A 12297-nucleotide genomic window follows, 5' to 3' on the forward strand; every position below is an offset into this window, starting at 1 on the left:
GGCTCAACCCTCCGCGATCACCACCGCCGACGCCACCCCCGCGTCATGGCTGAGCGACACGTGCCACTTCCGTACGCCGAGCTGCGCGGCGCGCGCCGCGACCGTGCCGCGCACCCGCAGCCGGGGCTGCCCGGTGTCCTCGACGTACACCTCGGCGTCCGTCCACTGGAGCCCGGCCGGTGCGCCGAGGGCCTTGGCGAGCGCCTCCTTCGCCGCGAACCGCGCCGCGAGCGAGGCCGTCCCGCGCCGCTCCCCGCTCGGCAGCAGCAGCTCCCGCTCCACGAACAGCCGCTCCGCCATGTGCGGCGTACGCTCCAGCGCCGCGGCGAACCGGTCGATCTCCGCCACGTCGATCCCCACCCCGATGATCATTCGACGGTGACCGACTTCGCCAGGTTGCGCGGCTGGTCCACCTCGTTGCCCCGGGCCGTCGCCAGCTCGCAGGCGAACACCTGGAGCGGCACGGTCGACACCATCGGCTGGAGCAGCACCGGCGTGGCCGGGATGCGGATCAGGTGGTCGGCGTAGGGCGTCACCGCCTCGTCGCCCTCCTCCGCGATCACGATGGTGCGGGCGCCGCGCGCCCGGATCTCCTGGATGTTCGACACGATCTTGTCGTGCAGGACCGACCGCCCGCGCGGCGAGGGGACCACCACGACGACCGGCAGGTCCTCCTCGATCAGCGCGATCGGCCCGTGCTTCAGCTCACCGGCGGCGAAGCCCTCGGCGTGCATGTACGCCAGCTCCTTGAGCTTGAGCGCGCCCTCCAGGGCGACCGGGTAGCCCACGTGCCGGCCCAGGAACAGCACGGTGTCCTTGTCCGCCAGCGACCGCGCCAGTTCCCGCACCGGCTCCATGGTCTCCAGGACCCGGTCGACGTCGTCCGCGATCCTGGCCAGGTCCCGGACGACCGACCGGATCTCGTCGCCCCACTTCGTCCCGCGCACCTGCCCCAGGTAGAGGGCCAGCAGGTACACGGCCACGAGCTGCGTCAGGAACGCCTTGGTGGACGCGACCGCCACCTCCGGCCCGGCGTGCGTGTAGAGCACCCCGTCCGACTCGCGCGGGATGGTCGAGCCGTTGGTGTTGCAGACGGCCAGCACCCGGGCCCCCTGGGCGCGGGCGTGGCGCAGCGCCATCAGGGTGTCCATGGTCTCGCCCGACTGCGAGATGGCGATCACCAGCGTCCGCTGGTCCAGGATCGGGTCCCGGTAGCGGAACTCGCTCGCCAGCTCCACCTCGCACGGGACGCGGGTCCAGTGCTCGATGGCGTACTTGGCGATCAGCCCGGCGTGGAAGGCCGTGCCGCACGCCACGATCACCACCTTGTGCGCCTCGCGCAGGACGGCGTCGGGGATCCGCAGCTCGTCCAGCCGCAGCGAGCCGCCGCCGTCGATCCGGCCCAGCAGGGTGTCGGCGACCGCCTTGGGCTGCTCGGCGATCTCCTTGAGCATGAAGTAGTCGTAGCCCCCCTTCTCGGCGGCCGAGGCGTCCCAGTCGACGTGGTACGAGCGCACGTCGGCGGGCGCCCCGTCGAAGTCGGTGACCGTCACCCCGTCCCGGCGCAGCTCCACCACCTGGTCCTGCCCGAGTTCGATCGCCGAGCGGGTGTGGGCGATGAACGCGGCCACGTCGGAGGCGAGGAACGCCTCCCCCTCGCCGACCCCCACCACCAGCGGCGAGTTGCGCCGGGCGCCCACGACCACGTCCGGCTGGTCGGCGTGCACCGCGACGAGGGTGAAGGCCCCCTCCAGCCGGCGGCACACCAGCCGCATGGCCTCCGCCAGGTCGCCGCAGGAGGAGAACTCCTCGGCCAGCAGGTGGGACACGACCTCGGTGTCCGTCTCGGACTCCAGCGTGTGTCCCCGCTCGGCCAGTTCGGCGCGCAGCGGGGCGAAGTTCTCGATGATGCCGTTGTGGACGACGGCGACCCGCCCCGCGTTGTCGAGGTGCGGGTGGGCGTTGGCGTCGGTCGGCCCGCCGTGCGTCGCCCACCGGGTGTGCCCGATCCCCGCGCTCCCGGTCGGCAGCGGCCGGCCGTCCAGCTCCTTCTCCAGGTTGACGAGCTTGCCCGCCTTCTTGGCCGCGGCCATCGAGCCGTCGGAGAGCACCGCGACGCCGGCCGAGTCGTAGCCCCGGTACTCGAGCCGCCTGAGGCCCGCGATCACCACATCAAGCGCCGACTGCCCGCCGACGTAACCCACGATTCCGCACATGCCGAGCAGCCTACGACCGACGCCCCGTCACGGCACCGTGCCGCCCCGCGTCAGGTCTTCGCCCGGTACGCCCGCATGGCCAGCGGGTAGAACACGGCGGCTATGCCCACCGCCCAGACCAGCGACCACATCACCGGCCGGCCGACCTCGCCGCCCAGGAGCAGGCCGCGGAAGGCGTCCGACAGGTGCGTCACCGGGTTGACGTTCACCCAGGCCTGGAGCCAGCCGGGCATCGTGTCGACCACCACGAACGCGCTGCTGGTGAACGTGATCGGGAAGATCAGCGTGAACCCGAACGCCTGCACCTTCTCCGCGTCGCCCGCCAGCATCCCGATGAGCACCGCGCACCACGAGACGGCCGCCGCGAACAGGATGACCAGCAGCACCCCGAACAGGAAACCGCCCAGGCCACCGGTGATCCGGAAGCCCAGCGCCAGCCCGAGCGCGATCATCAGGACGATCGCCCACACGTGCTTGACCAGGTCGGCGGCGATCCGCCCGAACAGCGGCGCCGACCGGGCTATCGGCAGGCTCCTCAGCCGGTCGAAGACGCCCTTCGTCAGGTCGGTGTTGAGGGCCATCGCCGTGTAGATCGTCATGAAGAGGGTGTTCTGGACGATGATCCCCGGCAGCGCGTACTTCAGGTACGCGTCGGGCGACCCGGCCATCTGCCCGCCCATCACGTACGTGAAGAGGAGCACGAACATGATCGGCGTGATGCTGTAGTCGACGAGCTCCAGCGGGTTGTGCTTGACGGCCACCAGGCTGCGCCAGGCCATCGTGGCGGTCTGCCGCAGGCCCGCGCCGGACCGCACCCGGCCGCCCGCGGTCAGGGGCGCGCCGGCCGTCGTCGTGGCGGTCATGCCGAACTCACCACCTTGTCGATGTCGCTGTCGTCGGGCTCCGTGTCGCCGCCCCCGCGCCCGTCCCCGTCACCGTCGCCCGGTTCCGCGCGGTGCCCGGTGAGGGCCAGGAACACCTCGTCCAGCGACGAGCGGCGCAGCGTCAGCTCGCCCACCGCGATGCCGGCCCCGTCCAGCCGCCGCACGACGGCGGGCATCAGCTCCGGGCCGTTCACCGGAGCGGTGATCACGTCGCCCTCGATCTGCGTCTGGTGCCCGGCGGCCTCGGCGACCAGCGCGTGGGCGCCCGCCAGGTCGTCCGCGCGCACCGGGCGCACCTGGAGGACCTGCCCGCCGACCTGCGACTTCAGCTCGTCGGGAGTGCCCTCGGCGATGACCCGGCCCCGGTCGATCACCACGATGTCGTCGGCGAGCATGTCCGCCTCGTTCAGGTACTGCGTGGTCAGCAGGGCGGTCACCCCCTCGGCCACCAGGCCGCGCAGCATGTCCCACAGCTCGCCCCGGCTGCGCGGGTCCAGGCCGGTGGTCGGCTCGTCGAGGAACAGGATCCGCGGCCGCCCCACCAGGCTGGCCGCCAGGTCCAGCCGGCGCCGCATACCGCCCGAGTACGTCTTCACCGCGCGGCCCGCCGCGTCGGCCAGGTGGAACCGGTCCAGCAGCTCCGCCGCCCGGGCCCTGGCCTCCCGCCGCGGCATTCCCAGCAGGCGTCCGATCAGCAGCAGGTTCTCCGTGCCCGTCAGGTTCTCGTCGACCGCCGCGTACTGCCCGGTGAGGCCGACCAGCGAGCGCACGACCCCGGCCTCCCGGACCACGTCGTGCCCCGCGACCACGGCCCGGCCCGCGTCCGGCGCCAGCAGGGTGGCGAAGATCCGGACGGCCGTGGTCTTCCCCGCCCCGTTCGGCCCCAGCAGCCCCAGCACCGTCCCGGTGCGGGCGGCGAGGTCCACACCGGCCAGCGCCTGCGTCTCCTTGAACCGTTTGGCCAGGCCTTCCGCCTGGATCGCGTACGTCATGGGACCGTCCCCTCGGCTCGGGTCGTACCACGCGAACGCCGGAGCGCCGACGCCCACCTACCCCACAACTGTGACGCACGCCACTGACATTCCGCCCGGTGGCAGGGTGACCGAGCACACGGCCCACAACACCGCCGCAAGCACGACAATGGCCGTGTGATCACTTCGCCGCCACGAAGCGCCGCCCACCGCCGTGCGGACACTCCGTACGTCGACCTCACCCGCGACGAGTGGAGCGCGCTGCGCGACAAGACGCCGCTGCCCCTCACCGCGGAGGAGGTCGAGCGGCTGCGCGGCCTCGGCGACGTCATCGACCTCGACGAGGTCCGCGACATCTACCTGCCGCTCTCCCGCCTGCTGAACTTGTACGTCGGCGCCACCGCGAACCTGCGCGGCGCGCTGAACACGTTCCTCGGCGAGAAGAGCGCCCAGCGCGGCACCCCCTTCGTCATAGGGGTCGCCGGTTCCGTCGCGGTCGGCAAGTCCACCGTCGCCCGGCTCCTCCAGGCGCTGCTCGCCCGCTGGCCCGAGCACCCCCGGGTGGAGCTGGTGACCACCGACGGGTTCCTGCTGCCCATGAAGGAGCTCCAGGCGCGCGGCCTGATGTCCCGGAAGGGTTTCCCCGAGTCGTACGACCGGCGCGCCCTGACCCGGTTCGTGGCCGACATCAAGGCGGGCAAGGACGAGGTCACCGCGCCCGTCTACTCCCACCTGATCTACGACATCGTCCCCGGCCAGCGCCTCACCGTCCGGCGGCCGGACATCCTGATCGTCGAGGGCCTCAACGTCCTGCAGCCCGCGCTGCCCGGTCAGGACGGCCGCACGCGCGTCGGCCTCGCCGACTACTTCGACTTCTCGGTGTACGTCGACGCGCGCCCCGAGGACATCGAGGCCTGGTACCTGAATCGTTTCCGCAAGCTGCGGGCCACCGCGTTCCAGAACCCCTCCTCGTACTTCCAGAAGTACACCCAGGTCAGCGAGGAGGAGGCGCTCGACTACGCCCGTACCATGTGGCGGACCATCAACAAGGTGAACCTGCTGGAGAACGTGGCACCGACCCGGGGCCGTGCCACGCTCGTCGTGCGCAAGGGCCCGGACCACAAGGTCCAGCGGCTCTCCCTGCGCAAGCTCTGACGCTCCGGACATCCGGAGCCCGGACACCGGAAGGATCCCCGCGGCCGTGCTGCACCTGCGCCTGATCGTCCCCGCCGACCGTACCGACGAGGTGGTCGGCACCATCGAGCGGACGGTCGGCACCGCCCACCTCGTCGTCGTGCCGGGCGCCGCCCGCGACCCGGTGGGCGACCTGGTCCTGTGCGACGTGGCGCGCGAGGCGGGCGACGGCCTGATCTCCGACCTGTGCGCCCTGGGCATCGACAAGTCGGGGTCGATCGCCCTGGAGGACATCGGCCTGTCGCTGTCGGAGCGCGCCGAGAAGGCGGAGGCGGACGCGCCCGGCGAGGGCGCCGACGCCGTCCTGTGGGAGCAGCTCCAGGACGCCACGCACGAGGAGTCCACGCTCAGCGTCACGTACGTGGCGTTCCTGACGCTCGCCACGATGATCGCGGCCTGCGGCGTGGTCCTGGACAACGCCATCCTGATCGTGGGGGCCATGGCGGTGGGCCCGGAGTTCGGCCCGCTCGCCGGGATCTGCACGGCGCTGGTGCAGCGCCGGCCGCGCCTGGCCGTACGGTCGCTGGTGGCCCTGCTGGTGGGATTCGCGGCGGCCATGGCGCTGACGGTCCTGTTCAGCCTGGCCATGGACGCGCTGGGGCTGTTCTCCGAGAGCATGCTGCACGGCGACCGCCCCAACACCGGCTTCATCTACGCGCCGGACCGGTTCTCGTTCGTCGTCGGCCTCCTCGCGGGTGCCGCCGGCACCCTCTCGCTGACCTCCGCGAAGTCCGGGGCGCTGGTCGGGGTGGCCATCTCGGTCACCACCGTGCCCGCGGCGGCCAACGCGGCGGTGGCGCTCGGCTACGGCGACCTCGCCCAGACCAAGGGCTCCGTCGAGCAGCTGCTGCTGAACCTGCTGGCGATCGTGCTCGCCGGGACGCTGACGCTCCTGGCGCAGAAGTTCTTCTGGGCCCGCCGGCGGCGCCGTACCCGGCAGGCCTGACGGCCCGCGGGCCGTATCGGGGCCCGGTACGCCGAAGGGGCGCCCCCGCCGTCACCGGCGGGGGCGCCCCTTCGGCGTGACGGGTGTCAGCCCAGCGCGGACTTCACCACGTCGGCGAGCTCCCCGGCGACCGAGCGGGCCTGCTCGATGTCGGCGGCCTCGACCATGACGCGGACCAGCGGCTCGGTGCCCGACGGGCGGAGCAGGACGCGGCCGGTGCTGCCGAGGCGGCGCTCGGCGTCCGCGACCGCGCTGCCCAGCTCGGCGGAGGTCTTCACGCGCGTCTTGTCGACGTCCTTGACGTTGATCAGGACCTGCGGCAGGCGCTCCATGACCCCGGCCAGGTCGGCCAGCGGCCGCCCGGTGGCCGCGACCCGCGCGGCGAGCATCAGGCCGGTCAGGGTGCCGTCGCCGGTGGTGGCGTGGTCCAGCACGATGACGTGACCGGACTGCTCACCGCCCAGGGCGTAGCCGTGCTCCTTCATCGACTCCAGCACGTAGCGGTCGCCGACCGCCGTCTGCACGAGCTGCAGGCCCTCGCGCTCCATGGCGAGCTTGAAGCCCAGGTTCGACATGACCGTCGCGACCACGGTGTCGCCGCGCAGGGTCCCGGCCTCGCGCATGGCGAGGGCGAGCACGGCGAGGATCTGGTCGCCGTCCACCTCGGTGCCCGTGTGGTCGACGGCCAGGCAGCGGTCGGCGTCCCCGTCGTGGGCGATGCCGAGGTCCGCGCCGTGCTCGACGACGGCGGCCTTCAGCATCTCCAGGTGCGTGGAGCCGCAGCCGTCGTTGATGTTGAGCCCGTCCGGGGTGGCACCGATCGTGATGACCTCGGCCCCCGCCTGCTGGAACGCGGCGGGCGACACGCCGGACGCCGCGCCGTGCGCCTCGTCGAGCACGATCTTCAGCCCGTCGAGCCGGTTCGGCAGGACGCTCAGCAGGTGGGCGACGTACTGGTCGAAGCCCTCGTGGTAGTCGGCGATCCGGCCGACACCGGCGCCGGTCGGCCGGTCCCACGGCTCACCGGTGCGGTGCTGGTCGTACACGGCCTCGATGCGGTCCTCCAGCTCGTCGGCCAGCTTGTGGCCGCCGCGCGCGAAGAACTTGATGCCGTTGTCCGGCATGGCGTTGTGGCTGGCGGAGAGCATCACGCCCAGGTCGGCGCCGAGCGCGCCCGTCAGGTACGCCACGGCCGGCGTCGGCAGCACGCCGACCCGCATGACGTCCACACCGGCGCTCGCGAGGCCCGCCACGACGGCGGCCTCCAGGAACTCTCCCGACGCACGGGGGTCACGCCCGACCACGGCGGTCGGCCGATGTCCTGCAAAGGTCCCCGCCTCGGCGAGCACGTGCGCCGCCGCGACCGACAGACCGAGCGCCAGCTCCGCCGTCAGATCCGCGTTGGCGACACCGCGCACACCATCCGTGCCGAAGAGTCGTCCCACAGCTGTCCTCCGAGTTACTCCGAAAAAGCAAGGTGAAGCGTATAGACGTACGCCCCGGCAGCACGGAGGTGCCGCCGGGGCGTACGTTGAGCAGACCGAGCAGGCGTGATTAACGCTTGCTGTACTGCGGGGCCTTACGGGCCTTCTTGAGACCGGCCTTCTTGCGCTCGACGGCACGGTCGTCGCGGCTCAGGAAGCCGGCCTTCTTCAGCGGGCCGCGGTTGTTGTCCACGTCCGCCTCGTTCAGGGCGCGGGCCACGCCGAGGCGCAGGGCGCCGGCCTGGCCGGAGACGCCGCCACCCGAGATGCGGGCGATGACGTCGTAGCGGTTGTCCAGCTCGAGCACCTTGAAGGGCTCGTTGACTTCCTGCTGGTGGACCTTGTTCGGGAAGTAGTCCTCGAGCGTACGCCCGTTGATCTTCCACTTGCCGGTGCCCGGGACGATCCGGACGCGGGCGATGGCGTTCTTGCGGCGGCCCAGGCCGGCGGCCGGCTGCGGCTCGCCGAAGCGGGACGCGAGCGACTCGGAGGTGTACTCGCCCTCGACGGGCACCTCGGACTCGAAGGTGGTGACCTCGGCGTAGGTCTCCTCGCCCTCGATGGGGTTCTCAACAGTGGTCTCGGCCACGATGCTCCTCAGATTTCTTTCGTTCTTAGGGGGTGGCCGGAACTACTGCGCGACCTGGGTGATCTCGAACGGGACCGGCTGCTGGGCAGCGTGCGGGTGGTTCTCGCCCGCGTACACCTTCAGCTTCGAGAGCATCTGACGGCCGAGGGAGTTCTTGGGGATCATGCCCTTGATGGCCTTCTCGACGGCCTTCTCGGGGTTCTTGTCCAGCAGCTCGTCGTAACGGACGGAGCGCAGACCACCCGGGTAGCCGGAGTGGCGGTAGGCCATCTTCTGGGTCTTCTTGTTGCCGGACAGGTGGACCTTGTCAGCGTTGATGATGATGACGAAGTCGCCCATGTCCATGTGCGGCGCGTAGACGGGCTTGTGCTTGCCTCGCAGGAGGTTCGCAGCCGTCGTCGCCAGACGGCCCAGGACAACGTCCCGCGCGTCGATGATGTGCCACTGGCGAGTCACGTCGCCGGGCTTGGGGCTGTACGTACGCACTTCGTAGCCTTCGCTTCTTCAGTGGATGGAGTCCAGACACACCTGAAGCGATCATGCAGCTGGGGCCCACACTGCCGGGAACACCGCCCGTATGCGAGCCACTGGTAACTGCTCCAGGGAACTTGCGTAAGGGCTCTTCGCGTAAGAACGACGAAGCCAATACGCATAACAAACGGCAACAGTACCCGCGCCGCCCCCGACGGGTCAAAACCGGTCCGCCACGCACGGCACGGACCGGCCGGAACCGGTCAGGGCGCGCCCAGGGCACGGGCGAGGGCCAGCGCCTGGTTGCGGGTGAACTTCCCGGTGATCTCGGCGTTCCCGCCGGTCAGCGGACTCATGATGAGGAAGCTGCTGACCAGCCGGTCCTCGCCGAGCACGAAGGCCAGCTGGTTCTCCGGCTCCGGCTGCGCGGCGACCTTCCCGGTCAGCTTCGCGAAAGCGGCCCGGTCGGCGTCCCGGAAGGTGACGGCCACCTTCCAGCCGCCCCCTCCCTCGGCCTCCACGACCCGCACGTCCTGGAAACGCGCGACGGACATGCCGCCCGATTCCTTGGCCACGACGCACTCGTCCCGGTTGTCGGAGGTGAAGGACCGTCCCTCCGGGGGCGGAGACTCACCGACGGGCAGCTGCGCCCACTCCTTGTCCGGGTAGCACAGTCCCTGCCGGACGCTCTCCACCTCCAGGATCCGCAGCGGCTCGACCGGCGCGCCGATCGCCCCGTCCGCCTCCCAGGGCCGTACGACCGCGAGCAGCGCCCCCGTCACGACCACCACCGCCGCCGCCACCGCCCACGGCAGCCGGGGGCGCCGCGCCCACGGGCCGGGAAGGGCCCCCCGGCCCGTGGGCGCGGCCGCGGCCGTGGCCAGCGCGGCCGTCCGCCCGGGTGCCGGCACCGGGCCGGTCGGCGCCTCCGGGTCCACCTGGCGCCGGGCCTCCTCCACCGCCCGGAGCCGCTCCCGCCGGTGGCGCTCGATCTCGGCCGTCCACGCGGGGCTCAGCCACTCGCGGCGCGCGTCCGACCCGCCCTCCAGCCGGGCCGAGCAGTACGCCAGGACGTCGGCCGGGGCGGGCCGGTCCGCCGGGTCGAGGGCCAGGCAGGGCAGCACCAGGGGCTCCAGCTCGCCCGGCAGCCCCGACACGTCCAGGTCGCCGGTGGCGGCCCGCACCAGCTGCTCCAGCGCCGGGCCGGCGCCGCCGTCGCGGTAGGGCGCCCGGCCGACGGCCAGGTGGAAGAGCGTGGCGCCCAGCGAGAAGACGTCCGAGGCGGCGGTCGTCGGCTCGCCGCGCGCCTGCTCGGGCGCCGCGTAGGCGACCGTGCCGAGGGCGACCTCGGTCCGGGTCACGTCGTGGGCCTGCGAGATGCCGAAGTCGATCACCCGGGGGCCGTCGAGCGGCAGCAGGACGTTGGACGGCTTGACGTCCCGGTGCACCAGACCCGCCGTGTGCAGGGACACCAGCGCCTCGGCCATGCCCGCCGCGACCCAGTACAGGGCTCGCGGGGCGAGCGGGCCGCACCGTTCGACGAGGTCCTTCAGCGAGGGCGCGGGGACGTACTCGGTGGCCATCCACGGCACCTCGGCCGTGGCGTCCGCCTCCACCACGCTCGCGGTGTAGACGCCCCGCACCCGCTGGGCCAGACCCACCTCCCGGGCGAACCGCCGCCGGTCGTCCTCGCCCACGTTGAGCAGCGTCTTGACCGCCACCAGCCGCCCGCCCGGAGAGCGGGCGAGATAGATCCGCCCCATCCCGCCACTGGCGAGCTCCGCGAGCACGGTGAACGGCCCGAATCCATACCCCGGACGCATCGGCCCCACCCCCCGGGCGGCACCCTACCCGCGCGGGCCCGGCCGCACGCCGTTATCGCACCCGCTCCACCCGGCGCTCGTCCCACACCGGCTCCGGCGTCTCGCGCACGGCACCGTCCGACCCGAAGACCAGGTACCGGTCGAAGGAGCGCGCGAACCAGCGGTCGTGCGTGACCGCCAGCACCGTCCCCTCGTACGCCTCCAGCCCCACCTGGAGCGCCTCCGCCGACTCCAGGTCCAGGTTGTCCGTGGGCTCGTCCAGCAGCAGCGCGGTGGTCCCCGCCAGCTCCAGCAGCAGGATCTGGAACCGCGCCTGCTGCCCGCCCGACAGCCGGTCGAAGACCTGGTCGCCCTGGCGTTCCAGCTCGTAGCGCCGCAGCGCGGACATCGCGCCGCCCCGGTCCTTGGCGTGCTCGGTCCACAGGATGTCGACCAGGGTGCGGCCCATCAGCTCCGGGTGGGCGTGCGTCTGGGCGAAGTGCCCGGGCACCACCCGCGCGCCCAGCTTCCACGACCCGCTGTGGGCGACGTCCTCACCGGCCAGCAGCCGCAGGAAGTGCGACTTGCCCGAGCCGTTCGAGCCCAGGACGGCGACCCGCTCCCCGTAGAAGACCTCCAGGTCGAACGGCTTCATCAGCCCGACCAGTTCCAGCCCCGCGCACGTCACGGCCCGCACCCCGGTGCGCCCGCCGCGCAGCCGCATCCGGATGTCCTGCTCGCGCGGCGGCTCCGGCGGCGGGCCGGCCTCCTCGAACTTCCGCAGCCGGGTCTGGGCGGCCTGGTAGCGGGAGGCCAGCCCGTCGTTGTACGCGGCCTTGTTCTTCAGGGTGTGGACCAGCTGCTTGAGCTGCGCGTGCTTCTCCTCCCAGCGCCGCTGGAGCTCCTCGAACCGGGCGAACCGCTCCCGCCGCGCCTCGTGGAACGTCCCGAAGCCCCCGCCGTGCACCCACACGTCCGACCCCGCCGGCCCCGGCTCCACGGCCACGATCTTCTCGGCGGCCCGGGCCAGCAGCTCCCGGTCGTGCGACACGAACAGCACCGTCTTGCGGGTCTCCGCGAGCCGCTCCTCCAGCCACCGCTTGCCGGGCACGTCGAGGTAGTTGTCCGGCTCGTCGAGGAGCAGCACCTCCTCGGGGCCGCGCAGCAGCGCCTCCAGCACCAGCCGCTTCTGCTCCCCGCCGCTGAGCGTGCGCACCTCACGGAACTGCGCCTTGTCGTACGGCACGCCCAGCGCGGCCATGGTGCACATGTCCCAGACGGTCTCGGCCTCGTACCCCCGCGCCTCCGCCCAGTCGCTCAGCGCCTGCGCGTACGCCATCTGCGCGGCCTCGTCGTCGACCGTCAGGATCAGGTGCTCGGCGGCGTCCACCGCGGCCGCCGCCTCCCGGATCCGCGCCGGGGAGACCGACACCAGCAGGTCCCGTACGCTCCGCTCGTCGCGCACCGAGCCGACGAACTGCGGCATCACGCCCAGCCCGCCCGAGACGGTCACCGTCCCGCCGTGCGGTTCGAGGTCCCCCGCGATCAGCCGCAGCAGCGTGGTCTTGCCGGCCCCGTTGGCGCCCACGAGCGCGACCACCGCGCCCTCGCCGACCCGGAACGACACATCACCGAGCAGCACCCGCCCGTCCGGCAGGTAGTACTCCAGATGCGCGACCTCTACATGTCCCATGGCCGCATTCTCCCCGGGGGCCGCCCCGGCCCCAACCGGTTTAGGAT

11 protein-coding genes are annotated in these 12297 nt (G+C 72.3%); 2 read left to right on the forward strand and 9 right to left on the reverse strand.

Translation table 11 applies throughout. The annotated features are described in order from the left end of the window. Nucleotides 1–3: 3 nt before the first annotated feature. Genes A4V12_RS15455 through A4V12_RS15470 form a run of 4 tightly spaced genes read right to left on the reverse strand, consistent with a single transcriptional unit; the run spans nt 4 to nt 4092 of the window. Nucleotides 4–372 carry a holo-ACP synthase gene (locus A4V12_RS15455; protein ID WP_064069929.1) on the reverse strand — a complete coding sequence of 123 codons (369 nt, stop codon included), beginning with the start codon at nt 370–372 and terminating at the stop codon, nt 4–6. Beyond that, nucleotides 369–2216, reverse strand: a complete 1848-nt coding sequence (gene glmS / locus A4V12_RS15460; RefSeq protein WP_064069930.1) for a glutamine--fructose-6-phosphate transaminase (isomerizing) — start codon at nt 2214–2216, stop codon at nt 369–371. The genes A4V12_RS15455 and glmS overlap by 4 nt, the downstream gene beginning before the upstream one ends. A 50-nt stretch (nt 2217–2266) precedes the next feature. After that, a complete protein-coding gene (locus A4V12_RS15465) occupies nt 2267–3079 on the reverse strand; it encodes an ABC transporter permease (RefSeq protein ID WP_064069931.1) in 813 nt (270 codons plus the stop codon). Further along, nucleotides 3076–4092 carry an ATP-binding cassette domain-containing protein gene (locus A4V12_RS15470; protein ID WP_064070110.1) on the reverse strand — a complete coding sequence of 339 codons (1017 nt, stop codon included), beginning with the start codon at nt 4090–4092 and terminating at the stop codon, nt 3076–3078. Before A4V12_RS15470 ends, A4V12_RS15465 begins: the two co-directional genes overlap by 4 nt. A gap of 156 nt (nt 4093–4248) precedes the next feature. On the opposite strand from A4V12_RS15470, the gene coaA reads away from it, so the two are divergent. Together coaA and A4V12_RS15480 are read left to right on the forward strand one after the other, a co-directional pair. Then, nucleotides 4249–5226, forward strand: coding sequence for a type I pantothenate kinase (coaA, locus tag A4V12_RS15475; RefSeq protein WP_064069932.1), 978 nt, complete (start codon nt 4249–4251; stop codon nt 5224–5226). Nucleotides 5227–5272: 46 nt separating this feature from the next. Continuing rightward, nucleotides 5273–6211, forward strand: a complete 939-nt coding sequence (locus A4V12_RS15480) for a DUF389 domain-containing protein (protein WP_064069933.1) — start codon at nt 5273–5275, stop codon at nt 6209–6211. Nucleotides 6212–6297: 86 nt separating this feature from the next. Here A4V12_RS15480 and glmM read toward each other — a convergent pair whose 3' ends face one another. The 5 genes from glmM to A4V12_RS15505 form a co-directional block, all read right to left on the reverse strand. Then, nucleotides 6298–7656: a phosphoglucosamine mutase gene (gene glmM / locus A4V12_RS15485; RefSeq protein WP_064069934.1), complete on the reverse strand. Its 1359-nt coding sequence runs from the start codon at nt 7654–7656 to the stop codon at nt 6298–6300. A gap of 109 nt (nt 7657–7765) precedes the next feature. Further along, nucleotides 7766–8284, reverse strand: a complete 519-nt coding sequence (gene rpsI, locus A4V12_RS15490) for a 30S ribosomal protein S9 (protein WP_031076704.1) — start codon at nt 8282–8284, stop codon at nt 7766–7768. A 42-nt stretch (nt 8285–8326) separates the two neighbouring features. Continuing rightward, the gene (gene rplM, locus A4V12_RS15495; protein ID WP_064069935.1) at nt 8327–8770 is read right to left on the reverse strand and encodes a 50S ribosomal protein L13; all 444 of its coding nucleotides are present in this window, start codon (nt 8768–8770) and stop codon (nt 8327–8329) included. 248 nt (nt 8771–9018) lie between these two features. Continuing rightward, nucleotides 9019–10578 (reverse strand): serine/threonine-protein kinase, encoded by a 1560-nt coding sequence (locus A4V12_RS38695; RefSeq protein ID WP_079137061.1) that lies wholly within the window; start codon nt 10576–10578, stop codon nt 9019–9021. A gap of 52 nt (nt 10579–10630) precedes the next feature. Beyond that, nucleotides 10631–12250 (reverse strand): ABC-F family ATP-binding cassette domain-containing protein, encoded by a 1620-nt coding sequence (locus A4V12_RS15505; RefSeq protein ID WP_064069937.1) that lies wholly within the window; start codon nt 12248–12250, stop codon nt 10631–10633. Between the last annotated feature and the right edge of the window lie 47 nt (nt 12251–12297).

This window comes from Streptomyces noursei (assembly GCF_001646665.1).
GTDB classification, from domain to species: Bacteria; Actinomycetota; Actinomycetes; order Streptomycetales; family Streptomycetaceae; genus Streptomyces; species Streptomyces lavendulocolor.

Excerpts from the sequence above, each read along its gene's own strand:
- A4V12_RS15455 (WP_064069929.1), bottom strand. The coding sequence starts at position 372 with ATGATCATCGGGGTGGGGATCGACGTGGCGGAGATCGACCGGTTCGCC.
- A4V12_RS15470 (WP_064070110.1), bottom strand. The coding sequence starts at position 4,092 with ATGACGTACGCGATCCAGGCGGAAGGCCTGGCCAAACGGTTCAAGGAG.
- A4V12_RS15505 (WP_064069937.1), bottom strand. The coding sequence starts at position 12,250 with ATGGGACATGTAGAGGTCGCGCATCTGGAGTACTACCTGCCGGACGGG.
- A4V12_RS38695 (WP_079137061.1), bottom strand. The coding sequence starts at position 10,578 with ATGCGTCCGGGGTATGGATTCGGGCCGTTCACCGTGCTCGCGGAGCTC.
- A4V12_RS15465 (WP_064069931.1), bottom strand. The coding sequence starts at position 3,079 with ATGACCGCCACGACGACGGCCGGCGCGCCCCTGACCGCGGGCGGCCGG.
- glmS (WP_064069930.1), bottom strand. The coding sequence starts at position 2,216 with ATGTGCGGAATCGTGGGTTACGTCGGCGGGCAGTCGGCGCTTGATGTG.